The following is a 25,985-nucleotide window of genomic DNA, read 5'->3' on the forward strand; positions in this document are numbered from 1 at the left end:
CAAAATAGACTCCTTTAATTCAGCAAAACTTGCCGATTATTCTTAATTTAACTTAGTTTTAATTTAGAAAGTTTTACCAATATTGAACGAGAAGATTTCAGTTTCATCATCCTCGTATTCCTTAATTGGCCAAGCAAGACTAAACACCATAGGTCCCATCGGTGACAGCCACTGTACACTCATACCCGCAGATGCGCGGATCCGGCTAGGATCGGAATAATCTTCAAGCTTATCAAACTCGTGCGCAGGAAGATAACGGTATGAGTCATAATCAAACTCGGTATCCCATACGTTACCTGCATCGACGAAGAAGCTGGTACGTACTGAATTGGTGTAAGCCTCATCCAAGAATGGCGTTGGTACGATCATCTCAATACTGGCTGTTGCAATTGCATTACCACCGATTGAACGACCATCGCTGACCTGAATCTTATTAGGATCGCCTGGCAATGAACAACCATCACCTGAAGGATCTGGTGAACAAGGCTCACTTCCGCGATATAGGTAGAATGAACGCGGTCCAACAGAGTTAGACTTAAAGCCACGTAATGAACTACTTCCGCCTGAGTAATAGTTTTCCCAGAAAGGCAAGATCTGGTCATTATCATTAAACTGACCATAACCATTACCATAACCGATACGCGCCTTAGTCAGCATAACAAAGCTGTGGCTGCGATTAATTGGGAAGTAGAAGCTGGTATCAAAATCTGCCTTAAAGTATTGCAGATCTGAACCCGGTATCGTCGCTTTAGTACTCAATCGCTGAGATGAACCATCCGATGGGAAGGTTCCGCGGTTAAGCGTACTACGGTACCAACCTAAGTTAGCCTCGAAGTTATCGAAAGACAGATCGGCATTCGGGTCATCTGAGTCACGATAGATGTTATAAAAACGCAGAGCCTGCTCATAAGCAGAGATCTCAGAGATCGAGTTGTGGCGGTAGCCAATACCACCGTTAAGTCGATTGGTTTCGTTGATTGGAAAACCTGAGGTTAACGCAATACCGTATGAGCTGTTTTTATAACGCTCGAGGTTAGCCTCATTAGCATCAAACTCGTTCCAGTAGAGGTTACCACCCAAGCTAACACCATCTTTAGTAAAGTAAGGGTCAGTATAAGAGACGGTCACATTTTTGGAGTACTTGTTGGTATTTAAGTTAATACCGGCCTGGTTACCCGTACCTAGGAAGTTACTCTGCTGAACACCAAACTGCAGACTCAATCCTGATTCGGTACCATAACCGACACCGGCATTAAATGAACCCGATGGCTGCTCTTTTACATTGAACGCAACATCGACTAAATCGTCAGTGCCCGGTACCTGTATTGTTTCAGTATCAACGGTTTCAAAATAACCTAAACGGTTCAAACGGGCTTTCGACTGCTCAACCTGTGCCGAGTTTAACCATGCGCCTTCCATCTGACGCAGCTCACGACGCAGTACTTCATCTTTGGTAACCTGGTTACCGGCGAAGTTAATATTGCGTACGTAGACACGTTTACCCGGTTGAATATTAACGTTGAGGCTAACCTCTTTAGTCTCATCGTTAATTTCAGGATAGGTCTTAACTTCCGGATAGGCATAACCGAAACGGCCCAGATACTTACCATACATCTCTTCGGCAAATGTCACATCGGCGCCGTTATACATGTCTCCCTCTTTAATAGGAAGAATTGCCGCCATTACCTTTTCACGTCCCATCAGGTCGCCAGTCAGGTTAACTTCTTTAACCTTATACTGCTCACCCTCATCGACATTGATTGTGATGTAGAGACCCTTACGGTCAGGCGTCATCGCGACTTGTGTCGAGGTGACATCGAAGCGAATATAACCCCGGTTATGATAGAAAGATTTAACTGTCTCGAGATCGGCTTGAAGCTTCTGCTTCTGGTAGCGACGTTCCCCGAACAGATCCCACCAGGCTACATAATCTTTAAGTTCCAGCATGCCGATAAGTTCGGCATCGGAGAAGACATCATTACCGACGACGTTGATCTGTTTAATTTCGGCAGCCAAGCCTTCAGTGAAATTGAACTTTAGCTCTACACGATTACGAGGTAAGTTAATAACCTGAGCTTCAACTTTAGCTCCATATTTACCCACACCATAATAGAAATCCTGAAGACTCTTCTCGATACCCGACAACATGGTGCGGTCTAATGACTCACCGACCTTGACCCCGGAGCCATCCAGACTCTCCTGAAGCTGTTCGTCTTTGATATCTTTGTTGCCTTCGAATGTGACGGTACTGATCGTTGGCCTCTCTTTGACCGTGACCACCAATACGCCGCCATCACGACTCACTTCGATATGTTCGAAGTTAGTAGAGGCATACAAGCTCTTAATTGCTTGTTGGAGTTTAACTTGATCAACCGTATCACCGACCTTAACTGGAATGGTCAGTAGCGCGGCACCAAGAGCTACACGCTGTAACCCTTGCACTTGTATATCGGTTACTTCAAAAGGTTGGAATGTTTCTGCCCAACCGTTCCCTGATAAAGACGCACCGACTAATACCATCGAGGCAAAAAGTTTATTCAATCTCATAGAGCGCTTCTAGTTATGTGTGTGTCCTTGCTCAGAGTCGGGAGAAATCGTTGAAAAGCGCTATGCTCATCAACATTAGCAGCATCGCTGCCCCAAATCTGAATCCAATTTCCTGTATCTTCTCGGGTACAGGCCTGCCAGTGATCACTTCAACGAAGTAATATAACAGGTGTCCTCCATCAAGCACTGGCAAAGGCAATAAATTAATAATGCCTAAGTTTACGCTGATCAATGCGAGGAAACCTAAAAAGTAAACCAAACCGTAGTTAGCACTACTTCCTGCACCTTGTGCAATCGATATTGGTCCACTTAAATTCTTTACCGACACATCGCCGGTGACCAACTTGCCAATCATCTTAATGCTGACGACGACAAGTTGCCATGTTTTATCTGCTGCAACCCCAAATGACTCGATGAAGCCATACTCTAACTGCAGTTGCATATTCTCAGGCCACTCAGCCTGAGTAGGAGCGACACCAATTACTCCCTCCATTTGCCCTTGCGCGTTTTCACGTGCTTGAGGAATAACTTTATACTGTAACTGCTCACCCTCTCGTCTCACCGTAACCTGTACGGCTTGGTTAGGTGAAGACTTAATGGTAGTGACAAAATCATCCCACTCCCCATAAGGTTCGCCGTTGAGTGCAACTAAGGTGTCTCCAACCTCAACGCCAGCCGCAGCCGCTGCACCATCGGGGGAAACTAAGCCTAAGATAGGGGTGATCTCTGGTCTGAATATACCTAACCCAAGAGACGTTATCGGAGATTCCTTTTCAGGGTCAAACTGCCACCCTTTAGTATCTAAGGTGTAATGGGTCCCTCGGGACGTGGCTTCACTGTCAGTGTAATCACTGCTACGACTCAAGGGAGAGACGGAGATATCAATCTCAGGGTCACCAATATGCCCCACTAAGGCATACGTTACCTCTTCCCAGTTTCTAACCCTGTTACCACCAACAGAGGTGATAAGCATTGGCTCATCAACCTGAATTTGAGCGGCCGGAGTATTGAGTTGTGTCGATTCGATAACCGGCTTTAATGAAGGAACACCGATTAAATACATGAAATAGAGGGCAAAGATAGCAAAAATAAAATTGGCTAATGGACCCGCTGCGACGATTGCGATCCGTTTCCAAACACTTTTGCGATTAAATGCCTGATCTTTTAATTCATCGGGCACTTCCTCGACGCGTTCGTCGAGCATCTTGACATAACCACCCAGTGGAATAATGGCAAGCACATACTCAGTACCATCTTGTCCGACTTTTCGCCAGATAGCTCTGCCAAAACCGATAGAGAAACGCTCGACTTTAACGCCACAACGTCTGGCAACCCAAAAGTGACCATATTCGTGTGCCGTGATCAGCATACCTAAAGCGATGACAAAGGAACCCAAGTTCCATAAAAAATCTATCATTCCCTTCCTCAGAGATTATTTAAATTTTCTTAACCCATTCTGCAGCATAGCTGCGTGATTGAAGATCCAGCCTAAGAATATCTTCAATACTGTTCAACGACTGCGGTGCAACCTGGTTTAAGCAGGCTTCATTAACTTTAACAATATCTGTAAACTTAATCTTGTTATCTAAAAATGCCTGAACAGATATCTCGTTAGCCGCATTGACTACCGTAGTCGCTTCCTGCCCCTGCTTGCAAGCCTCCATAGCCAAGGCTAAACATGGGAAACGATTGTAATCGGGTTCTAAGAAGCTTAACTGTCCGACTTTGAAAAAGTCTAAAGGTTCAACTCCGGAATGAATTCTTTGCGGGTAGGCCATGCAGTGAGCGATAGGCGTGCGCATGTCAGGATTACCCAGCTGGGCTAAAACTGAGCCATCTAAATACTGCACCATAGAGTGAATAACACTCTGTGGATGAATAACGACTTTAAGCTGGTCATCGGCCGCATTAAACAACCAACGAGCCTCTATATACTCCAACCCCTTATTCATCATAGTCGCTGAATCGACAGAGATCTTACGACCCATCGACCAGTTCGGATGTTTACAAGCCTGTGCAGGAGTCATTGAGGGCAGTGATGCGAGCTCAGAGGTTAAAAATGGTCCACCGGACCCGGTGAGGAGAATATGAGAAACCCCTGCTTTTTCCAGCTCACAGTAACCAATGTTTTTCTGCATCGACTCAGGAAGCGCCTGGAAAATAGCATTGTGTTCGCTATCGACGGGAAGAACCTGGGCACCAGAACGTCTCATCTCCTCAATAAAGAGTCGACCAGACATGACTAATGATTCTTTATTCGCAAGCAGTACACGTTTACCCGCTCTTACTGCTGCCAGTGTAGGCAATAAACCCGCAGCGCCCACAATTGCAGCCATCACGCTGTCGACACAGCTTGCACTGACGATATCAAGTAGTTGATCTTCGCCTGTGGATATTTCAACATTCAGGCCAGCTGGTAATCTCTGCTCGAGAGATTTAGCTGCTTGCGCATCGACCATATGAGCAATTTTAGGGCGATGTGTCTCGCACAGAGCGAGCATTTTATCTACATTGGTATTGGCGACCAAGGCATACACACTGTAGGTATCAGGATTGCTTTCTATGACACTTAAAGTACTCGTGCCAATAGAACCTGTCGCACCTAAAATTACCATTTTCTGCATGGGTTACATCCAAAATGCAATATATATAAGAGTAAATACAGGCAGTGCGGCAGTTAAACTATCGATACGATCGAGTATCCCCCCATGCCCGGGTAAAATTGTACCCGAATCTTTAATTTCGGCTACACGTTTGAACATACTCTCGGAGAGGTCGCCGACAGCGGAAACCAATGCAACGAATAGAGTGACAACGACCACAAGTCCAAGCTCTTGTTCAGGAGAAACTGTCATAACACCGAAAACAACAATCATGCTGGTTGCCAAACCACCTAGTAAGCCCTCGATGGTTTTAGCCGGACTCACATTGGGCATCAACTTGTGCTTACCTAATGCTTTACCGGCAAAATAGGCCCCGGAATCGGTCGCCCAAACCACGAGCATAACCAAGAAGACTAATGTTCCACCGTAATAAGGAGTCGCATCAGAGCTTAACCCTTTCAAGGCGATCAATGCGGCGAAGCATGGAATTAGGGTCAGCTGTCCAAACATCGACTTGAACATATGGCTTTTTTGCCACATCGCCGAACTCTTCGGAAAAGAGAGGACTAAAAGAAAAGAGATTGCCCACCACATTGCACCGATTAAGATAACCGACAGGAAGACAGGATGAAGATGCCCTTTAAACCAAAGTTCATCTGTAGGCACAAATATATTTAACGCCACCAGTAAAACGCCAATGGTGACAGTAAAGCTCCATTGCGTAATTTGACAGCGTTTATCTATTATTTGTCCCCACTCCTTGGCCGCGATAAGGAATACAGGGATTAAAGCCCATGAAAAGTACTCCGTAGGAAGCCAAAAAATAGCTCCCAAAACCAAGGGAATTAACCAAATTGCTGTTATTATTCGTTGTTTTAGCAAAAAATATCCCTCTAAATTTATTTCTGAGCCTGCATAGATTCGATCTGGCATCCCGTTAAGCCAAAACGACGCTGACGAGATGCAAAAGTGGCTACCGTCTGCCTGAATGCATTTTCATCAAAGTCTGGCCATAAAGTATGGGTAAACACCAACTCGGCATAGGCAGCCTGCCATAAAATGAAATTACTGATACGGTAATCACCGCCAGTTCGGATCATTAAATCAACTTCAGGCTGATTTTGCATGCATAAATGTTCATTTAGCGCCTCTTCGGTGAACTGACTGCTGGTCATTTCACCAGATTCGACCTTTTTAGCCAAAGCTGTCGCGGCCTGCATGATATCCCAACGGCCTCCATAGTTAGCCGCAACGTTAAGAATCAAATCAGAGTTTTCAGCAGTTTTTGCCTCAGCCGATGCGATCTGTTTCTGTAAACGCTCAGGAAAACGACTAATATCTCCTATGATATTGAGTCGGACACCATTTTTATGCAGTAACTTAATCTCGCGCTGTAGAACAGTAAAAAACAGTTCCATCAACAGCGTGACCTCTTTATCGGGTCTACGCCAGTTTTCGCTCGAGAAGGCAAACAGTGTCAGTGACCCGATACCCATCTCTCTGGCAGTGCTTACCACACGACGCACCGCCTTTACACCGGCTCGGTGCCCCATCACTCTAGGTTTCCCTTGTGCCTGTGCCCAACGTCCGTTTCCATCCATAATTATGGCTACGTGCTTGGGAATTGACAGCTTAACAAGTTCAGCGACCTCCTCAGGAGTAAACTCTGAACTGGATTGGGAGTCGATTGACATCTATTACAACCCTTAAAATAGACAAACGCCGTGTAGTATACCTCTACACGGCGTCTGAACTCTAGTTTCTTAGTCCTAGATTAGACTTCCATCAACTCTGCTTCTTTTGCAGTCAATATTTCATCGATAAGTTTGATGTGAGCATCGGTAAATTTCTGGACTTCATCTTCAGTACGACGAACGTCGTCTTCAGTACACTCTTTTTCTTTTTCAAGAGATTTAACGTCTGAGTTAGCATCACGACGAACGTTACGCACTGCAATTCGACCATTTTCGGCTTCGGCACGAACGACTTTAATCAAATCTTTACGACGCTCTTCCGTTAATGCCGGCAACGGAATACGGATAGTCGCGCCGGCAGACATAGGGTTAAGTCCAAGATCTGAACTCATAATTGCCTTTTCAACGGCTTGGATCATAGTACGATCGAAAACATTGACAGCAAGAGTTCGTGAATCTTCAATCGATACATTGCCGACTTGCTTAAGGGGCGTCATTGAACCGTAATAAGAAACTTTAATTGTATCTAATAGGCTTGGGTGTGCACGGCCAGTACGAACCTTTGCCATTTGAGTCTTAGTGGATTCAACACACTTGGCCATACGTGCTTGAGCATCTTGTTTGATTTCGTTTATCACGATAAATATCCTTTCTGATTCACTAATTGCTTATTCTTTTTTGACCACTCAGCTTCAGCTACAGGAGCCATTATCACTCGGCTGATTGAGCCTTGATCATTGTACCTTCCTGCTCACCCATTATTACACGACGAAGGGCACCAGGTTTATTCATATTAAATACCAATAATGGCATATTGTGATCTCTGGCCATAGTAAATGCTGCCAGGTCCATCACTTTTAATTCTTTGTCGAGAACTTCATCGTAACCCATTTCATCATATTTTACTGCATCTGGGTTCTTAACCGGGTCATCTGAATAAACACCATCGACTTTAGTGCCTTTCAATACGACTTCAGCTTCAATTTCGATACCACGCAGACACGCGGCAGAATCTGTGGTGCAGAAAGGATTACCCGTTCCCGCAGCAAAAATAACCACACGTCCTGATTTTAACAAGCTAATCGCTTCAGCCCAGTTATAATCGTCACACACGCCCTTCAAGGGAATGGCAGACATCAGTCTTGCATTGACATAAGCACGGTGCAAAGCATCACGCATTGCTAAGCCATTCATCACAGTTGCAAGCATACCCATATGGTCACCAACAACGCGGTTCATGCCGGCTTGTGCCAGTCCTTCACCACGAAATAGGTTTCCACCACCGATAACAACACCTACCTGAATGCCGAGCTCAACCAGTTCTTTTATCTCCTGAGCCATACGATCTAATACTTTAGGATCGATACCAAAGCCTTCTTCGCCCATCAAGGCTTCGCCACTTAATTTTAGAAGAATACGTCGAAATGCAGGTTTAGGATTTGTGCTCATTTTTATAGTCCTGATTTTTTGCCGATAGGTAAAATAATACAATAAGACCGCAGCAAGGGCCGCGGTCTTAGGAGTGCTTACAAAAGGAGATTAAGCCTTAGTAGCAGCGATTTGTGCAGCTACTTCAGCAGCAAAATCTTCTTCTTTCTTCGCGATACCTTCGCCAACTTCTAAACGAACGAAGTTTGTTACTGTAGCGCCTTTCTCTTTAAGAATTGCACCAACAGTTTTCTTAGGTTCCATGATGTAAGCTTGGCCAGTCAGAGAGATCTCACCGGTAAACTTCTTCATACGACCGATAACCATCTTCTCAGCGATCTCAGCAGGCTTGCCTTCGTTCATAGCGATTTCGATCTGAAGAGCTTTCTCTTTTTCAACAAGATCAGCAGGAACGTCTTCAGGATTAACGAACTCAGGCTTAGAAGCAGCAACGTGCATTGCGATGTGCTTTAGTGTCTCTTCATCAGCTTCACCGGCAACAACAACACCGATACGCTCACCGTGACGGTAAGAAGAAAGGTTTGCACCATCAATGTACTCAACGCGACGTACGTTGATGTTTTCACCGATCTTAGCAACTAGTGCAACACGTGTTTCTTCGAACTGTGCTTTCAGATCTTCGATAGTTACTTTAGAAGCAGAAGCAACATCCAGAACAGCGTTAGCAAATGCTAGGAAGTTAGCGTCTTTTGCAACGAAGTCAGTTTGACAGTTAACTTCTAAAAGTGCAGCGAAACCTTCGCCATTCTTAATAAGGATTGTACCTTCAGCAGCGATGTTACCTGCTTTTTTAGCAGCCTTCGCGGCACCGCTCTTACGCATGTTATCAATCGCAAGCTCGATGTCACCAGCAGTTTCAGTCAGTGCTTTTTTACAGTCCATCATGCCAGCGCCAGTGCGGTCACGAAGTTCTTTAACTTGGGCAGCAGTAATTGCCATTGTTAAATCCTCTACAGATAATTCTACAAATTCATTAGATAAAAAACAGGGGCCTTAGGGCCCCTGTTCACCAATCAAGTATCTTGGTTAATAAGGGAGATGAAAATCATCAGCCTTATTATTCAGCTTCGACGAAACCGTCTTGCTCAGCCTGTACAGCTAGATCTTGACCACGGCCAGCTTTAGCAGCGGCAGCAACAGATTCAGTGTACAAACGGATAGAACGCATTGCGTCATCGTTACCAGGAACGATGTAGTTGATACCATCTGGTGAAGAGTTAGTATCAACAACAGCTACAACTGGAATACCTAAGTTGTTAGCTTCTTTAATAGCGATATGCTCATGGTCAGCACCGATAACGAAGATAACGTCAGGTAGGCCGCCCATGTTCTTGATACCACCAAGAGATTTTTCTAATTTCTCAAGCTCGCGAGTACGCATTAGCGCCTCTTTCTTAGTAAGCTTGTCGAAAGTACCGTCTACAGACTGGCTCTCAAGGTCTTTAAGACGCTTGATTGATTGACGAACTGTTTTCCAGTTAGTCAACATGCCGCCTAACCAGCGGTGATCGACGTAGAACTGCTCACAAGAGATAGCAGATTCTTTGATAGCTTCGCTTGCAGCACGCTTAGTACCAACGAAAAGAACTTTACCTTTCTTTGATGCAACATTGCTGATGAAAGCAAGTGCTTCATTGAACATAGGCACAGTGTGCTCTAGGTTGATGATGTGAACACCATTACGAGCACCGAAGATGAAAGGCTTCATCTTTGGGTTCCAGTAACGAGTCTGGTGACCGAAGTGAACACCGGCTTGTAGCATGTCGCGCATTGAAACTGTAGTCATTTTATTACCTTAAATTGTTAGGGGTTAGACCTCCACGCTTCCCATATCTTCGACCTATATAGGCACCCCGAAGAATGTGTCGAAACGTGTGTGATTTAGTATTTAATAAATAGCCATGTATAATGGCCGCCATCTTAGCTTTAACCGCTTGAGCATTTTGCTTGAATCTCCATCCTATTGAATAGAGAGTATCTCGCATCTGCCAAAGACCGGTTAGAGTCAAACATAACGGCGCGCTTTATACCATATTAAGACAGCAAACACAAATTTTTGCTGTCTTTTGCTGTAAAATATGCTCGCCGAAATAGCCATGAAAAGACACACGAGAGATAGTTAAATGAGTATAGTGATAAAGAGTGCAGAAGAGATCGAGAAAATGCGTGCAGCCGGCAAATTAGCGGCTGACGTTTTAGAGATGGTGGCACCTTTTGTTAAAGTAGGTGTTACAACAGATGAATTAAACGATATCTGCGCAAAATTTACAGAAGAACACGGCGCTATCTCAGCACCTCTCGACTATCACGGCTTTCCGAAGTCTATCTGTACTTCGATCAATGAAGTGATCTGTCATGGGATCCCAAGTTCACGCGCCCTGAAGGATGGCGATATTATTAATATAGATATCACTGTCATCAAGGATGGTTACCACGGTGATACTTCGAAGATGTTTTTGATTGGTGAGGTCAGCGCTAAAGATACGCGTCTTTGCCGCATCGCCCAAGAGAGCCTTTATGCCAGCATACGTAAAGTTCGTCCGGGTATGAAGCTAGGCGAAATCGGTACCATAGTAGAGAAGTTTATTAAGACTAAGAAAACAGGCCTTGAGAAATACAGCATAGTTAAAGACTACTGTGGCCACGGTATCGGTGCCGGTTTCCACGAAGAGCCTCAGGTCATGCATTATAAAAACAGCGATAAAACTGTTTTACGCCCAGGCATGTGTTTCACTATCGAGCCAATGATCAACGCCGGTCGCCATACTTGTATTCTCGACAAAGATGATAACTGGACAGTAACGACCTCAGATGGTAAAAAATCAGCTCAATGGGAACACACATTGCTAATCACTAAGACCGGAGTCGAAGTACTCACACTGCGTGAGGAAGAGGACTTCCCAAGAGTGATTAATCACTAGTTTATTAGAACTATAATCCGCACTGGCTTAACTATTTGTACGTTAAGCCAGTGAACTAACCAGCTCAAGGGAATCGATGACCACGGAACCAGCTCAACTCGCCAAGGCTCTGCTACTCTCGCAAAATCACGACCTCCTCACCCGCTTTCGTCACGAGGAGTCGATCAAAAACTTAGTCGAACAACGATGCCAATTCGTCGATGAATTGTTACAGCAGCATTGGCAAGAGCAGCAGTTAGATCAATTTCCCATCGCACTCATCGCCGTTGGCGGTTATGGCCGCGCCGAGCTGCATCCCCAGTCAGATGTCGACCTTCTTTTCCTGATTGAGAGCGAACTCTCCCCAAGTGCCGAACAGGCGTTAAGCCAATACATCGCTTTTCTATGGGATGCTGGCCTGGAGGTCGGTCACAGTGTTCGCAGCTTAGAGCAAACCCTTGAGCAAGGGCGAAACGATATCACCATAGCCACGAATCTTCTCGAAGCAAGACTGCTTTGTGGCCCCCAAGCACTGTATCAATCTTTACACCTAAGTATCAGAGCCGATGACTTTTGGCCCGCAAGTGATTTTTATATTGCCAAACGTGACGAACAGATTGCACGCCACGCTAAGGCAAGCGCATTCGATCTTGAGCCTAATATTAAAACCTGCCCTGGCGGCTTAAGAGATATCCATACCATCTCCTGGGTCGCTATGCGCTACTTTGATGCAGCTAACATCGAAGCGCTCGTTGGACATGGATTTCTCGAGTCCGATGAGCTCGATGAACTGCTTGAGTGTCAGTCCTTCTTATGGGAATTAAGGTTCGCGCTGCATTTAATCTCCGGACGGGATGAAAACCGTTTACTGTTTGACCTTCAGCGCCAGGTGGCCGATCTACTGGGTTATGAAGATGCGACACAGCTTGGAGTGGAGCAGATGATGAAACGCTACTATCGCACAGTAAGACGTGTGATGGAGCTGAACCAGATGCTACTCCAACTTTTTAAACGTGCCACACTGGGTCATACTAAAGCGCTGGAAATAAAAGGGATCAATGACGACTTTCAACTTCGTGGCAAGTTTATAGAAAGTATCACAGAAAACCTTTTTGACGACCCGGTCCAATTAATGACGCTGTTTCTCCATGCGGCAAAAAACTCCAATATTCAGGGGATTTATGCCCCGACCTTGAGAAGCTTGAGGAAAGCCCGACGCGCTCAGACACAAGCTCTGTTGAACCTTCCTGCTTGCAGAGCCGTCTTCTCAGAGATATTGCGTCACCCCAGAGGCATCGCCGCCCTGTCTTTAATGCACCGACATGGTGTTTTATCTTTATATCTACCTGCCTGGCGAGATATCGAGGGGCAGATGCAGTTCGATCTTTTTCACGCTTATACGGTCGATGAGCATACCCATAGACTCCTGCAGAATATTGAAAGCTTCGCTCAAACAGAACAGAAAGAGGAGTTTCCATTAGGCTCGGTACTCATCAATCAATTGCCTAAAAAAGGCCTGCTCGTGCTGGCGGCTCTGTTTCACGACATAGGGAAAGGACGTGGCGGCGACCACAGTAAACTGGGAGCTGTTGATGCTCTTGATTTCTGTAAACTCCATGGGCTCAACGATCACGATGGCCGAATGGTTGCCTGGTTGGTTGAAAATCACCTGGTGATGTCCGTTACCGCGCAAAGGCGCGATATCTCCGATCCCGACGTGGTCGCCGACTTTGCCGATAAAGTCAGGGATGCGGTACACCTGAGCTACCTTTACTGCTTAACCGTTGCCGATATCTGCGCCACCAATGAAAAGACCTGGAACAGTTGGAAAGGTTCTCTACTGCGAGATCTTTACTTCTCCACACAACGCGTGTTAGCCCGAGGCAAAGAGAAGCCTGTCGATATCCGTGCCCGAGTCAGGGAGCATCAGGCAAAGGCAAAAAAAGAGCTGCTCAGACGTGGAGTGAAAGAGAAGAACCTGGATGCATTATGGCAGCGATTTAAGGCCGATTATTTTTTGCGTCATCAGCCTAATCAGATAGCCTGGCACGCAGAAGCCATTCTTAAACATAAGCAAGATGAACCTCTGGTGCTTATCTCTAAGCACATGACCAGAGGTGGAACTGAGCTGTTCATCTACGGAAAAGATAAACCCAAGCTATTCGCGACCGTTATGGCCGTGCTGGACAACAAAAACATCGATGTTCACGACGCCGGGATCATGGCCTCTAAGGATCAATATGTGCTAGATTCTTTTGTCATTTTAGAGCAGGATGGTAGCCCGGTATCGCGGGTGTCCCGTATTCAGGGGCTCAAAAAGACGCTCATTAAAGCGCTAAACAGTGACACATCTAAGCTACCAAAATTTAAGAAGCTGTCGCGGAAAATGAAACCTTTTAGGGTGCGAACCCAGGTAAATTTCTTACCCTCCCGGCGCCATGGCACCAGCATGATGGAGCTTATTGCACTCGATAGCCCGGGACTTCTGGCAAAAGTAGGGGATATTCTTTATCGATGCCAAGTCAAGTTGTTGGCAGCGAAAATAACCACTATTGGTGAACGAGCAGAAGATTTTTTTATTCTGCAAAATACCGAGGGTGAGCAGCTGAATGAAGCTCAACAAGAGATGTTGAGGCAGAACTTAATCACTGCGCTCACACAGCCAGCTCAATATTAGCGCTTAATGTCTAATCTATGAGCAAGACTCAAGCAAACTGTGCCCGTAGATGAATGCTATGTGAGTTATTCTAATTCTCTCTTTCATATTTCATAACTCGGCAGCACTTTTCGGTAGCTTGTGTATATAATACCTATTGGTATAAATTTTTAACCAGATTCAATCAATGACACAATTGGGAGACGTTAATGGAGGCTTTACGCCAACGCATAGAGGCAGCTTTTGAAGCTCGCGCAGAAATAACCCCTAACTCAGTAGAACCGGGCGTTCGTGCTGATGTAGAGAAAGCAATTAGCATGCTCGATAAAGGTGAAGCTAGAGTTGCTGAAAAAATTGATGGTCAGTGGCATGTTCATCAGTGGCTAAAGAAAGCCGTTCTGCTCTCTTTCCGTATCTTCGATAACGGTGTTATCGATGGTGGCGAAACGAAATACTTCGATAAAGTTCCCATGAAATTTGCCGATTATGATGAAGCTCGCTTCAAAGAGGAAGCAATCCGGGTAGTTCCACCAGCCACGGTACGTAAAGGTTCTTTCATCGGCAAAAACACGGTTCTGATGCCATCATATGTGAACCTTGGTGCTTATGTTGACGAAGGTACTATGGTCGATACCTGGGCCACTGTGGGTTCTTGTGCACAAATTGGTAAGAATGTTCACCTATCTGGCGGTGTTGGCATTGGTGGTGTGTTGGAGCCATTACAGGCTGGTCCAACTATCATCGAAGATAACTGTTTCATCGGAGCGCGTTCTGAAGTAGTTGAGGGCGTGATCGTTGAAGAGGGTAGCGTTATTTCTATGGGTGTTTACCTTGGACAGAGTACCCGTATCTATGACCGCGAAACAGGTGAGATCCATTACGGAAGAGTACCGGCTGGCTCGGTAGTCGTTTCAGGTACCTTACCTTCAAAATGCGGCACCTATAATCTTTATGCCGCCATTATCGTCAAGAAAGTCGACGCTAAAACTCGCGGCAAGGTTGGCATCAACGAACTTCTGCGTATCGTCGATTAAGCAGATGATGTAGTTCTGTATCTTAAGCCAAGCAATTATTGCTTGGCTTTTTTAATGACGTTGAAATTCAGTGTCAAAATCAAACGACTGTGCATTAGCCATAATTTTCCACGTCACACACCCCAGTGGTTCATTTCCATCTGCCACCACCAAGTACTCCAACTGCTCACCTTCGAGCTGGTGTTTCGCATCTTTCAATATGGTATTAGATGCCACTAAGGGCACCTTATGCCGCATGACCTGATGTACCTTTTTGTTTTGAATATTACGGTCAACAGTTCGCTCAGAAGCCGTATCGAGTAAAGGGCTATGCCAAACATCTAAAATCATCTGGTCCACAATACCAATGACTTTGCCCTTAGACTCATCACGAACGATGCCAACTTTTGCATTACTGTCACAAAGCAACTCTCTGACTTCGGCCAAAGTATTATACGGCTCAATACATATAACAGGCTCTAAGGGCAGATGAGACACACATTGGATATTTTCAATCTGATGAGAAGCCAGCATGTCGATACAGATATCGACAATCTTAGGATCATAAAGGCTCCCTTTACCTGAGACTAAAATCTCCTTAAGCTTTTTCATACCTAAGGATGGCCTGTAAGGTCTATGGCTCAATACCGAGTCAGCAACATCAGCGATGCCGATGATTTTAGCTTCTAAGATAATATCATTATTTTTTAATCCTCTAGGGTAACCAGAGCCATTCAGCCGTTCATGATGCTGCAAAATCATCTCCATAATAGGCCATGGAAACTCAACCTCACTGATAATCTCCGCCCCTTGCTCAGAGTGCATTTTAACCAGAGCAAATTCTTCGTCTGTTAATTTCGAAGGTTTAGATAAAATCTGCGTCGGTATCCCCAACTTACCAATATCATGAATAAGTGCACCTAACTTTAACCCTTCTAACCTTTCATGACTCAATCCGAGTCGCTCTCCTATGAGGTATGCCAGTTGCGCCACTGTTTTTTGATGCCCAGCCGTATAAGCATCTTTTAACTCAACGGCATCAGATACTGCACCTATGAGTTGCTCTAAAGCATGAGAGAGCTTTTCTCGTTGTGTTCTAATCACTTGGGATTGCTTCGATAGGACTTTCATCGACCGAGGCAGCTCAACGCTATGCCATAGGATAGATGCAAATACAGCTAATGACTTAGCATCGACAGGAGTATATGGCAATTCACGATTTCCAACCCCAATCACTCCTACAATCCGATTACGGTAAATAATAGGGACGCTCATATGTCGTGTAAGTTCAAAAAGAGTTTCAGGAAACTCCTGAATAATCTGCTCACTACCACAATCATTGTGAATTGCAGCCGTTCGCGTTCGAATACAGTCGGCCCATAAGCCTGCATCATCCAACCCTAAATGCTTTACCTTAGGTATTTTACACTGTGCTACTGCCGAATCGGACCAAGTTGTCAGCGATATTTCACTGCGTTTTTCATCGTAAAGGTGCAGATACCCAATCTGGCTATCAGTTAAAGTAATTGCTTGGTTCACTGCAGTTTGGAACACCGACTCTGGTTTAGAAATAATCACCTTTTCTATTTGAGTCAGCCATTCATCACTAGACTGAATGGCATGATGATAATCAGGGTGTAACTCCATTAACCACTTTTCATCCAGACTCAATTCGATGATTTGCAAACACCATAAATCTGATGAATCAAGCAAGGGGCAGAACATACCCTGTACCCCATTACCTTTATCATCAACCCAATTCAATACCATGGAATCATGTGAGGGAAGTTCAATAGTTGAAATGTCTATCGAAGAAAAACACTTATTAATTGGTTGGTTAAGTATCAAAGATATCGGCTTGTTGACCTGTAAAAAAAATGCTTCACTCAAACGTTTAAGGTGAAATTGGTTGTCAATTATCGCCCAGGCAATCGATATATTTTGGGGGATTTCAGAGGCCTTTAAAAAGAAATCCATTTTTGTTTGTTTGTTCATATCAACTCCATTTGCCAAAAGCAGCCTACATATTTGATAATCCAGATAAATAAAGAAAGGTTACAATAAGTACAAGGGTATTGGGCATATATTAAATTTAGTCAACATCGCGACTAATATCTAGAGTAAAAGTATCTAGAGTAAAAGCCGTAAAAATACATGCACAGCAGACTCAAAATACACACTTTGTTACTCACAGAAACAGTCTGATCCCATCTGCACATCTCGATACACTTAGCTACAAATCGCTTACAGCATTTCAGCCCAAAAGGGTCTTTACTCAATAACACACCCCGAATAAAAGACGCTAGGAGCTACCATGAAAAAGTTCATTGCTATCGCAGCCATAATCCTGACCCCGCTTGCTTTTAACGCTTCAGCAGCCATGTCTCCTCAGATTGAAAAAACATTGGTACAAGTTTGTAAAGCAGGAGCCAGCAACAGTCTGTTTAAGTTCAACGATACGATGAAAGGCTATCGTATTAACAAGCAGAGAGTCTTCCCTCGCTTAGTCTGTAATGGGCAAAGTTATCATGAATTTGCATTGAGTTATGGTGCAGATAGAACCGCCAGTAAGATTGCCCCATATATGAAAGGTAAAGTCACAATTAAAGATTTGGCTATGACTTATGATTCAGACGAGCTATTGGTCGTGAACTACTAAGCCTTATTAATTAGCCTGCAAAATAAAACAGCCTCAAACGAGGCTGTTTTTTATTTTTAACCAGCATGAATCTCATTACAGGTTATAAGTTAAAGTGTAAAAGTTCATAACGACAGGCACATAATTTGTTACTTTGAGACCCACTCGGAATTCACATCAAATAATTGATTTAAAAAACGACAGTTTTATTCCCATACACGATCACTTCTTCATGCAGTACCAGTTGTAACGCCTTACTGAGTACGCTTTTTTCAACATCCCGGCCACACCGGGCCAAATCTTCAGCGCTATAACTATGATCGACTGGAATGACATCCTGTTTGATAATGGGGCCTTCATCTAAGCAATTGTTAACGAAGTGGGCCGTTGCACCGATAATTTTAACTCCCCTCTCCCATGCCTGTCGATAAGGAGCCGCACCGATGAATGCAGGCAAAAATGAGTGATGAATGTTGATGATTCGATTGGGGAATTTCTCTACAAATTCAGGCGTTAAAATTCGCATAAATTTTGCTAGAACAAGGTAGTCAGGCTGATAGTTATCTATCACTTTACTCATCATGCGCTCGTGCTCGAGGCGCGATACTCCCTCATGTGAAATGTGGTGAAAGGGAATATCAAACTTATCCGTTAACGGCTTCAAAATATCGTAATTACTGACAATCGCTGCAATTTCAATATCCAATCCCCCGTAGTAGGCTTTCATCAAAATATCGCCGAGACAGTGCGCTTCCTTGGTGACTAAAATAACAACTCGTTTCTTAGCTGTACTAACCAGCTTGACGTGACTGGACTCAGGTAACACCTCATCAATATCGGATAGAATGAGTTCGTCATTGAAGTCTCCTTCAAGCTCCGTTCGCATAAAAAAGCGTCCTTGAGCGTTGTCGACAAATTCACTGTTTTTTATGATATTCAAACCATGCTTAAAACATACTCCAGTGATTTTCGTTATTAACCCCTGCGCATCCGCGCAGTCGGTGATCAATACTTTACGTTCCATCTCCATTCCCCCAAACCAAAGTTAAAATTAATGTTTACAAATATAATTAAGAACGTGTATCGATATACCTTTGCAGTAGTCGGCGGATACTTTCAGCCTTAGTACCATAAACAACCTGTACACCATTGCCTACAACGACAACCCCTTTAGCCCCCAACTGTTTCAACCTTATTTTATCCACCAACATAGGTTGCTTTACGCTGATTCTTAGACGAGTCAAACATGCACTTAAATCTAGGATGTTGTCCGCTCCTCCAAGTGCTCTGATAATTGTCAGCAAACCAGCTTGAGGCTCGCTATCTTGCTCCATTCGTCCAGGTGTTTTCAGGTTAAAGAGTAAAATCGCCCCTCTAAAAACCAGGTAGTAAATCACTGCCGTCAGTGGCCCCAAGATCAAAAACCACTCGCTATTTTTAGCATTGCCAAACAACAGAGAAAAATCAACGAGCCCATGGGAAAATACAATACTATGATGGACTTCAAGCGTAATACATACCGCGTAAGCGATCCCCGTCATCAAGGCATGTAATAAAAATAACAACGGAGCAATAAACATAAAAGCAAATTCGATAGGCTCGGTAACACCGGTTAGCCAACTTGCTGAAGCTGCGGATATCATAATGCCAGCGACTCTGTTTCTCTGGTCTCTGTCGGCACAGCGCCAGATAGCAAGAGCAGCGGCAGGTAATCCCCACATTTTTATCAGGTAACCACCAGCCAAATTTCCTGCAAGGGGATCGCCAGCAAGATAGCGAGCCACTTCACCTCTTATCACTTCCCCATCTTTGACGTACTGCCCCATCTCTAAATAAAACGGCGCATTCCAGATATGATGTAATCCCAGTGGGATGAGTAGCCTTTCTACTGCACCATACAGAGCAAAGGCTTCAGCAGGCTTTTGATATACTACCCAATTGGAAAACCTCTCAATCCATAAGGACATCGACGGCCAGATATGGATAAGCAGGTAGGCGAGGATAATGCTGAAAGGGATCATTAACAGGGGGGCGCTTCTCCTTCCTTCGAAGAAAGAGAAAACCGCAGGAAGTCGCAGCCTCTGACTCTGATTTACCGCAAAGCAGGTTACGGCTCCAACAAGCATTCCTCCGGCAATTCCGGTATCAATGGTCTCAACCCCTAACAGAGTACGAGTAGGAACTTGATACACCTCAGCCAAGGCAGCCATACTTGAGAGGTAGACACCAAAGCCAAACACCGAACTGAATGCTGCGATGCCCTGATCTTTACAAAAGCCTATCGATACAGCGACGGCAAATAGCATAGGCATCATGGTAAAAATGAGGTTACCCACAGTTAACATTAGTACCGACACTTGGTCAGGAATATATGGGATGGGGTTACTGGCCAATCCAATCATGACCCCTGCCGCGGGTAAAATGGCAATAGGGATCAACAACGCCTGACTGAGTCTTTGCGCAAATTTAAACCAATGCTGAGTAATATAACTTAAGCAACGGTTTCCATATCGATTAGCTCTTTCCAGCTTTGCAGCCATGCCTTTGCTTCTACCTCAGGTTCCATTGTTTCACAGGCGTCTATTTTTAAAATATCACCAATTCGCTGCGACCCCAGTTCGGTAAACACCTCATCAAACTGTATCCCAGCCCGACAAAAAGTTTCGTAACTAGAGTCGCCAAGGGCGATCACGCCATACCTAAGCTCTGGAAGGTAAGGTGCTGTACTCTTGATATTTTCAAACCAAGGAAGTATGTCATCCGGAACATCTCCCTGCCCAGTCGTTGAACAAACGATCAATAGGACTTCATCTTGTGGGGGAATGAAACCATCTAATTCATCATGCTGAAACAATGCTACCTCTCGACCTTCGCATTGAAGCTCATTACATAAAGTTTCAGCTACGAATTGAGCATTGCCATAGACAGTTCCAAAAATCAGATTCACTTTTCTCATGTTTCAGATCGCCCTGTGATTAATTTAGACTTATAATCCAAACAATACTTTATTGACAGCTTCATGCCAACTGATTCAATTGAAGTTTCAAGGACTCAATAAGATGCGCCATTCTAAACGCCAAAAGCACCTGAAACAGCTTCATCGTTCAGCTCATATCAGACGCATGTGTTATTTTCGAACAGCTCAATCCGGCAATACATTAAATGCCCCTTCACAATCTATGTATTCAGATGATAAAACCACACAACACAATGAGACCAGTCACAAGAAGTAAAAGCCATTAAAATGATAAGAGTAACCTATTGATTATAGACTACTCATTTTCTTATAGATGCTCTGACGCCTCAAGAATCTTTGCAAGCCGTCATCTGGCCATTATCTTCGCTACACAAGATAATATACAGCCGTTAAATTTCTTACGCATTCTTACACGATCAAATAAGATCTATCCGTCGCTAACTTGTCATCATCCCATCCAAACGCCTCAAACAGGGTGAACCACTGCTCCTCCAACTCTGTTTCGATAGTGATGCGCTCTCCACTTCTGGGATGATCGAAACAGAGATGTTTGGCGATCAACCATAGCCTGTTCATCGAAAAGTGCTCTCTGAAGAATTTATTCTGCTTACCATCACCATGGGTAGTGTCGCCGACAATAGGGTGCCTTAAATGAGCCATATGACGACGTAATTGATGTTTTCGTCCTGTATGCGGAGTTAACTTCACCAACGCAAATCGACTAGTTGCATATCGGCCCGACGGATAAGGGATTTCAGCATTAAGTAATGGCTGGTAGCTGGTTACCGCATCTTGTGCTGCTTTATTTGGATCAACATCTTTATCACCTAGATCATCAAGCTCCACTTTAAGCGCATAATCTAAGGTGTCGGCATCATGCATATTCCCCCTGACTATGGCTAAATAATGCTTATCTACGGTTTTAGCTTCAAATTGCTCACACAATTTATTCGCCATCTCGCTGCTCTTGGCAAACAGCAGCACCCCCGAGGTCGGACGATCGAGTCTGTGTACAGGAAATACATGACAACCCACTTTATCGCGGGTTAATTGCATCGCAAAAAAGCGCTCACGACGTGCCAGATAAGAGCGATGTACTAACAGGCCTGCCGGCTTATGAATAGCCACCACATCATCATCTTCAAACAAAATTTCAATTTCGGGCGCAGACTCTTCGACAGCACCTTCTACCATTTCCGGAGACTCAGCTATATGTAGATCTTTCTCAACCGTCTCTTCTAGCATGTTATCTTTGTTCACTGAGCAATGTATCCAAATTGTCAAAAATCAAAATCAAAGTATGTAAGTTTTTCTTGCTACTCCATACATGATGGGCCATAGGTGCTATAGCAATGTTAGTGGGTAAAGCCTGACCTCTGTCTATCAAATCTTTCATCTTAGGTATAAAAATAAACTGAACCCAATTCTCAAATGGCATAGCTTCACAGCTAAAGGGCGAGCTATCACTCATAGCTTCAGGTGAAGGTTTCACTGAGGACCATAGTGATTGCAATCTGAGTTCACTCTCTAACTTTTCGAGCAATTCAGTTGTCTTTAAATAGAGCACTTTACTAACCTTGTAATTAACACCAATAAAGGTAAAACATCGAACACACCTTTGGCGTCCCGACGGCCTTAGTAAGGTATAATACCATCTCCCTTATTCTAGGGTCTGTTTATCTTTCGGGCTTGAATTTTGCGCAATCCCAATGGAATTAGTGCAAGGCGTCGAGCGATGACACTTAATGGCTTAAGCGAAAAGTTCTCAACAAAGCAATAAATCCATTGATATGAGCTCATAGGGCAGTGTTGTTTGGCCAATATTCATTAACAAGAGTTACTGGGTTTCGCTTATTGATGTGCGACTGCATGGTCTATTTTGTTCCATAAAAAATAAGACATTTCCTCCCTCCATGGAGGTCAGTTGCTGAAGGTAGAGTAACGCAGGAGCAGTTACCGAGAGTCACTACACAAGCTCTTCTTAACTCTTATTGATAAAGAGAAAAGGCCAATAAATCGTCGTAAAAAACAACCATAAAAAGTCAACAGCCCCTAACTATCGATATGGTAAGAAGCGCTATAGAAATCACAAACATGTCCGGCTATCCCAGGGCAGTTCTGAAACTCGCATCTTGAAGTAGCTTGGGTATAATAGCCCCCATTAAATAGCAGAACATCTATGTTACGGCAGCCAAATGACAGAAATAACGACCCTCAGCCAGTTCCTGACAACAGCTAATACACAATTCCAAGTCTATGATATGGGAAGAAGAGTCCAGCACATCGATATGATGGCATTTAACGAAATAGAAAATCTGAACTCGCCTTATCCATCCCCGTTACAAGGACATGCACAATTTGCAATCGTTTTTTGGGATGCCAGCCAACAACACTATATCTGGTTTTTAAAATTACCATTAGATGAACGAGGCTTGCTATCACCGGCACCAAGAACTCAGTTTATTAAGATGATTGTGGAGGCTCTTGGACGAGACCCGGCACAGACACTATCAGAAGAGCAACAGCAGAAATTGGCTAACCATCCATTTGCATTTAAACCTTCGGCAGAAAAGCTGGCCATTTTTAACGCCCTGGTACGTAAACAGCTTGGTGATAAAGCCTCACCTCAGTATGAGTTTGCCTATCAATATATTTCCGGACAGGTGAAGGCCGAAAACTGGCAAGAGATAGGCCTTCAAGGCATTGCGGACATCTGCGTTCGTTCCAATGAGTTAGATCACCTTAAACATCTTCAAGCTTGTTTTGAATATGCCTCGACAGAAGTACAAATCGCAATATGTCAGTGTCTTGAGCATTTAACGATAGATAAGGAGCTGGCTAAAATCATACTAGCTAAGTTGATCGCTGCAGATAAGACAGCAAAACTCTACTACCTGAGAGCACTGGCATCTCATCCGTCACAGGCCCAAGAGGCTATTTTACACTTGGCAGAAAGTAACCTGCTCGATGCAGATGCGTTAATCACCATAGCCGCCAGAAACTGGACTGCACTGAAACACGATGCAACTCGCACTATTTACTTAGAAGCACTCGCGGCACAGGAACAGCACTTCTTTAATCAAATATTTGCTGATATTGTGGTGATCCCTGTGTTACGAACTCAAATGCTTGCCGAGCTTCGCAACCCGAATAGAAGTCCGCAGCTATCTGCTGCCATTGGTGGATTATTTAAGGTTACAAAAGCATGATGACTGACTTTTTACTCATTGTTGCACTTGTTGTTATTGCAGCATTCTTCTGGCAACTTCGACAAATGGCTGAACTTAGTCGGATATTTGCTGAGCGAGAATGCCAGAAACAGAAGGTACAACTGCTTGCTATTGCAATGGAGTCGGCAAGACCTAGCATAGGTGGCAGCAGTGGCCTCACCTGGAAAGCAAAATATATTCTCGAGTTTAGTACTGATGGTTTAAATCAATTTCGGGCTCATATTTGGATGCACGGAAAGAAAATTCAGAAAGTACAATGGCCTATATTTCCAGAGCCAGAATGGTTAGAGGCACCGGAAGCTCGCGGCTCAGTGGGTGGTAGTTGTGGCTCTCGCGGTAGTTGCAATTCTGGGAAGTGTAAATAAGGCTGTAAGCCTACAGATTCTGAAAGATAATCGTAGTCGTTGTACTAATAAAGAAAAAGCGCGGCCCCGTATGGAGTCGCGCCCTTTATCTCTTTGCTAAGCTATCCCGCTATTTATAGTGCTCCCTGCACCGTCCATGCGTTCAATGTGCTCCCTGCATCATCCATGTAACATCCTATTTTCCCTGTATCTACTTAAAAAGTAGCTACTCTTCCTTGATCTCAGTTATCCATTTACTGAGCTAGCTCATTCCGTAAGCGTGTCCATTGTCATCCATGTATTTCCCTATAAATCCTTTTATTCCCTGTACTTACTCAATCGAATAGTTACCCAATCAAATAGTTACTCTTCCTTGCTCTCAGTCATCCATTTACTGAGCTAGCTCATCCATAAGCGTGTCCAACGTCATCCATGTATTTCCCTACAAATTCCATTTTTTCCCTGTATCTACTAAAAAGTAGTTACTCATCCTTGGTCTCAGTTATCCATTTACTGAGCTGGCTCACTCCGTAAGCCTATCCAATCTCATCCCTGTTGCATCCTTTCAATACACTCCCTGTAATCCGTCTTCCAGACGGTAAACCTTCCATCCTGGATTGTTTAGCCTTCCTTAGTTGCTGTATAGCACGCCATCCTGGAGTGCCTCATCCTTGATCTTTTCCTTTCAGTGCTGTTCCATCAGTCACTTTTGGTCATCCTGACCTTCGCTTCCATTCGTTCATGTATTTCCTTGTACGAGTTAAATTTTAGAGGAAATTGAGATAAAAACTGGCCAAATACTAAACTTTAACATTCATAAAAACTAAAGTTCACTTCAACATCCATCATAAGCCACTGTTTAAGTAAGATAAAATATCCAGGGTAAGGTTTTACTACAAGTAAACATTTCTTATGTCTCACACTCATGTAAGAGATCTCTCACAAGAAGGCTAGCAGATTGGATATACGTAAAATAAATACTTCTTTGATAAATGTGAAAACTGAGGAAAAATGCGCCTCTATCCGGCTGAAGCTTCTATATTCCCATTAGTTACCAACTCTGCTATTTCAATAATTATATTCATCACCGATGTGTATCTAACTAAACCCATCTAGTTGTTCTACATAAGCATATTTCAAAATCATCAACAAATCCTCCAATTCCCGGCTCAATAAATTAACCCGGAATAAAGGAGACCTATTATGCATAAGGCCTCAGCCGATAAGGACGCCGAAGTTAGCAGGCAAACATCACGATACTTAAATCGCTTTAACAAAATATACAGAGATAGATAGAAAAACAGAGGGCGCAGTTACACATGTTAATTTTTTGCTACATAAAAAGAATGCAGTAAAACAATGAATTATAGTAAGTACCTTCTAACTTCAGCGATATTAGAGAAGTATCGGGTAACTCCACCAGCAAACTTGTGAGAGATCTCTTACACGCGCAGCTGAGCATACAGAGATCACCGATTTGTTTTATTTGTGAAGCTAAGCCAAACCAATTGAATAGACTGATGAAATTCCTGAATAGATAACATAAATCACGGGCAATAGGAGAATGAAGGTTAAACAAATTATCCTGTAAATAACTTATCTCTTATCGGCGACAAGAACCCGGCGAATTTTTTGGCCAAGCATGACCCAATCGGCCATGAGGCTGTATAAGGGATAGTCAAAAGTGGCAGGTCTGTTTTTCACAAACACAAAATGGCCCAGCCAGGCAAAACCATAGCCAACTATGGGCAATGATATGAGTGATACAACCTTGCCCGTTATAATTGTCGCAATCAAGATAGTTAAAACCAACAAGCTGCCTACATAATGCAGTCCACGACAGGTGGGATCTTGATGCTGAGATAGATAAAATGGATAGAACTCCTTAAAACTGCTATATCCCTGTTTTCTATGCTTCTGTTTACTCATAGATT

Annotated in this window: 23 protein-coding genes; 7 read left to right on the forward strand and 16 right to left on the reverse strand. The window is 43.9% G+C overall.

What is annotated here, in order from left to right; all coding sequences use genetic code 11:
• Positions 1 to 63: 63 nt before the first annotated feature.
• The 9 genes from bamA to rpsB all read right to left on the reverse strand — a co-directional run bounded on the left by bamA (position 64) and on the right by rpsB (position 10,079).
• A complete protein-coding gene (bamA, locus tag EKG39_RS09750; protein ID WP_126505555.1) occupies positions 64 to 2,547 on the reverse strand; it encodes an outer membrane protein assembly factor BamA in 2,484 nt (827 codons plus the stop codon).
• A gap of 31 nt (positions 2,548 to 2,578) precedes the next feature.
• On the reverse strand, positions 2,579 to 3,964 hold the full coding sequence (gene rseP, locus EKG39_RS09755) for a sigma E protease regulator RseP (RefSeq protein WP_126505556.1): 1,386 nt from the start codon (positions 3,962 to 3,964) through the stop codon (positions 2,579 to 2,581).
• Positions 3,965 to 3,983: 19 nt separating this feature from the next.
• Positions 3,984 to 5,171 carry a 1-deoxy-D-xylulose-5-phosphate reductoisomerase gene (gene ispC, locus EKG39_RS09760; RefSeq protein WP_126505557.1) on the reverse strand — a complete coding sequence of 396 codons (1,188 nt, stop codon included), beginning with the start codon at positions 5,169 to 5,171 and terminating at the stop codon, positions 3,984 to 3,986.
• Between the two features lie 3 nt (positions 5,172 to 5,174).
• Complete coding sequence (locus EKG39_RS09765; protein ID WP_126505558.1) at positions 5,175 to 6,032, reverse strand: phosphatidate cytidylyltransferase; 858 nt, start codon at positions 6,030 to 6,032, stop codon at positions 5,175 to 5,177.
• A 17-nt stretch (positions 6,033 to 6,049) separates the two neighbouring features.
• Entirely contained in the window at positions 6,050 to 6,844 is a 795-nt protein-coding gene (locus EKG39_RS09770; RefSeq protein ID WP_126505559.1) for an undecaprenyl pyrophosphate synthase, read from the reverse strand.
• An 80-nt stretch (positions 6,845 to 6,924) separates the two neighbouring features.
• Positions 6,925 to 7,482 (reverse strand): ribosome recycling factor, encoded by a 558-nt coding sequence (gene frr, locus EKG39_RS09775; protein WP_126505560.1) that lies wholly within the window; start codon positions 7,480 to 7,482, stop codon positions 6,925 to 6,927.
• 73 nt (positions 7,483 to 7,555) lie between these two features.
• Positions 7,556 to 8,293 carry a UMP kinase gene (gene pyrH, locus EKG39_RS09780; RefSeq protein WP_126505561.1) on the reverse strand — a complete coding sequence of 246 codons (738 nt, stop codon included), beginning with the start codon at positions 8,291 to 8,293 and terminating at the stop codon, positions 7,556 to 7,558.
• Positions 8,294 to 8,383: 90 nt separating this feature from the next.
• A complete protein-coding gene (tsf, locus tag EKG39_RS09785) occupies positions 8,384 to 9,232 on the reverse strand; it encodes a translation elongation factor Ts (protein WP_126505562.1) in 849 nt (282 codons plus the stop codon).
• A 118-nt stretch (positions 9,233 to 9,350) separates the two neighbouring features.
• The gene (gene rpsB, locus EKG39_RS09790) at positions 9,351 to 10,079 is read right to left on the reverse strand and encodes a 30S ribosomal protein S2 (RefSeq protein WP_126505563.1); all 729 of its coding nucleotides are present in this window, start codon (positions 10,077 to 10,079) and stop codon (positions 9,351 to 9,353) included.
• Between the two features lie 337 nt (positions 10,080 to 10,416).
• Here rpsB and map point away from each other — a divergent pair, with 337 nt between their 5' ends.
• The 3 genes from map to dapD all read left to right on the forward strand — a co-directional run bounded on the left by map (position 10,417) and on the right by dapD (position 14,883).
• The gene (map, locus tag EKG39_RS09795; protein WP_126505564.1) at positions 10,417 to 11,214 is read left to right on the forward strand and encodes a type I methionyl aminopeptidase; all 798 of its coding nucleotides are present in this window, start codon (positions 10,417 to 10,419) and stop codon (positions 11,212 to 11,214) included.
• 76 nt (positions 11,215 to 11,290) lie between these two features.
• Positions 11,291 to 13,870 carry a bifunctional uridylyltransferase/uridylyl-removing protein GlnD gene (gene glnD, locus EKG39_RS09800; protein WP_126505565.1) on the forward strand — a complete coding sequence of 860 codons (2,580 nt, stop codon included), beginning with the start codon at positions 11,291 to 11,293 and terminating at the stop codon, positions 13,868 to 13,870.
• A 188-nt stretch (positions 13,871 to 14,058) separates the two neighbouring features.
• Entirely contained in the window at positions 14,059 to 14,883 is an 825-nt protein-coding gene (gene dapD / locus EKG39_RS09805; RefSeq protein WP_126505566.1) for a 2,3,4,5-tetrahydropyridine-2,6-dicarboxylate N-succinyltransferase, read from the forward strand.
• 51 nt (positions 14,884 to 14,934) lie between these two features.
• Here dapD and EKG39_RS09810 read toward each other — a convergent pair whose 3' ends face one another.
• Positions 14,935 to 16,857, reverse strand: coding sequence for an HD domain-containing phosphohydrolase (locus EKG39_RS09810; RefSeq protein WP_126505567.1), 1,923 nt, complete (start codon positions 16,855 to 16,857; stop codon positions 14,935 to 14,937).
• A gap of 319 nt (positions 16,858 to 17,176) precedes the next feature.
• Here EKG39_RS09810 and EKG39_RS09815 point away from each other — a divergent pair, with 319 nt between their 5' ends.
• Entirely contained in the window at positions 17,177 to 17,521 is a 345-nt protein-coding gene (locus tag EKG39_RS09815; RefSeq protein WP_126505568.1) for a DUF3718 domain-containing protein, read from the forward strand.
• Between the two features lie 169 nt (positions 17,522 to 17,690).
• On the opposite strand, the gene purU is transcribed toward EKG39_RS09815, so the two are convergent.
• Genes purU through EKG39_RS09830 form a run of 3 tightly spaced genes read right to left on the reverse strand, consistent with a single transcriptional unit; the run spans position 17,691 to position 20,456 of the window.
• The gene (purU, locus tag EKG39_RS09820) at positions 17,691 to 18,524 is read right to left on the reverse strand and encodes a formyltetrahydrofolate deformylase (protein WP_126505569.1); all 834 of its coding nucleotides are present in this window, start codon (positions 18,522 to 18,524) and stop codon (positions 17,691 to 17,693) included.
• Between the two features lie 46 nt (positions 18,525 to 18,570).
• Positions 18,571 to 20,040, reverse strand: a complete 1,470-nt coding sequence (locus tag EKG39_RS09825; RefSeq protein WP_126505570.1) for a PTS transporter subunit EIIC — start codon at positions 20,038 to 20,040, stop codon at positions 18,571 to 18,573.
• On the reverse strand, positions 19,992 to 20,456 hold the full coding sequence (locus tag EKG39_RS09830) for a flavodoxin (RefSeq protein ID WP_126505571.1): 465 nt from the start codon (positions 20,454 to 20,456) through the stop codon (positions 19,992 to 19,994). The genes EKG39_RS09825 and EKG39_RS09830 overlap by 49 nt, the downstream gene beginning before the upstream one ends.
• 103 nt (positions 20,457 to 20,559) lie before the next feature.
• On the opposite strand from EKG39_RS09830, the gene EKG39_RS23370 reads away from it, so the two are divergent.
• Positions 20,560 to 20,733 (forward strand): hypothetical protein, encoded by a 174-nt coding sequence (locus EKG39_RS23370; protein WP_185817561.1) that lies wholly within the window; start codon positions 20,560 to 20,562, stop codon positions 20,731 to 20,733.
• Between the two features lie 152 nt (positions 20,734 to 20,885).
• Here the strand turns inward: EKG39_RS23370 and truC are convergent, their stop codons facing one another.
• Together truC and EKG39_RS09840 are read right to left on the reverse strand one after the other, a co-directional pair.
• Positions 20,886 to 21,737 (reverse strand): tRNA pseudouridine(65) synthase TruC, encoded by an 852-nt coding sequence (gene truC, locus EKG39_RS09835; protein WP_185817562.1) that lies wholly within the window; start codon positions 21,735 to 21,737, stop codon positions 20,886 to 20,888.
• Positions 21,724 to 22,044 carry a YqcC family protein gene (locus EKG39_RS09840; protein WP_126505572.1) on the reverse strand — a complete coding sequence of 107 codons (321 nt, stop codon included), beginning with the start codon at positions 22,042 to 22,044 and terminating at the stop codon, positions 21,724 to 21,726. The genes truC and EKG39_RS09840 overlap by 14 nt, the downstream gene beginning before the upstream one ends.
• 628 nt (positions 22,045 to 22,672) lie before the next feature.
• Here EKG39_RS09840 and EKG39_RS09845 point away from each other — a divergent pair.
• Positions 22,673 to 23,686 carry a DUF3549 family protein gene (locus tag EKG39_RS09845; protein WP_126505573.1) on the forward strand — a complete coding sequence of 338 codons (1,014 nt, stop codon included), beginning with the start codon at positions 22,673 to 22,675 and terminating at the stop codon, positions 23,684 to 23,686.
• Positions 23,683 to 24,072, forward strand: a complete 390-nt coding sequence (locus EKG39_RS09850) for a DUF3301 domain-containing protein (RefSeq protein WP_126505574.1) — start codon at positions 23,683 to 23,685, stop codon at positions 24,070 to 24,072. The genes EKG39_RS09845 and EKG39_RS09850 overlap by 4 nt, the downstream gene beginning before the upstream one ends.
• Before the next feature lie 1,575 nt (positions 24,073 to 25,647).
• On the opposite strand, the gene EKG39_RS09855 is transcribed toward EKG39_RS09850, so the two are convergent.
• Entirely contained in the window at positions 25,648 to 25,980 is a 333-nt protein-coding gene (locus EKG39_RS09855; RefSeq protein WP_126505575.1) for an Mpo1-like protein, read from the reverse strand.
• Between the last annotated feature and the right edge of the window lie 5 nt (positions 25,981 to 25,985).

This window comes from Shewanella atlantica (genome assembly GCF_003966265.1).
In the GTDB taxonomy this organism is placed as follows: domain Bacteria; phylum Pseudomonadota; class Gammaproteobacteria; order Enterobacterales; family Shewanellaceae; genus Shewanella; species Shewanella atlantica.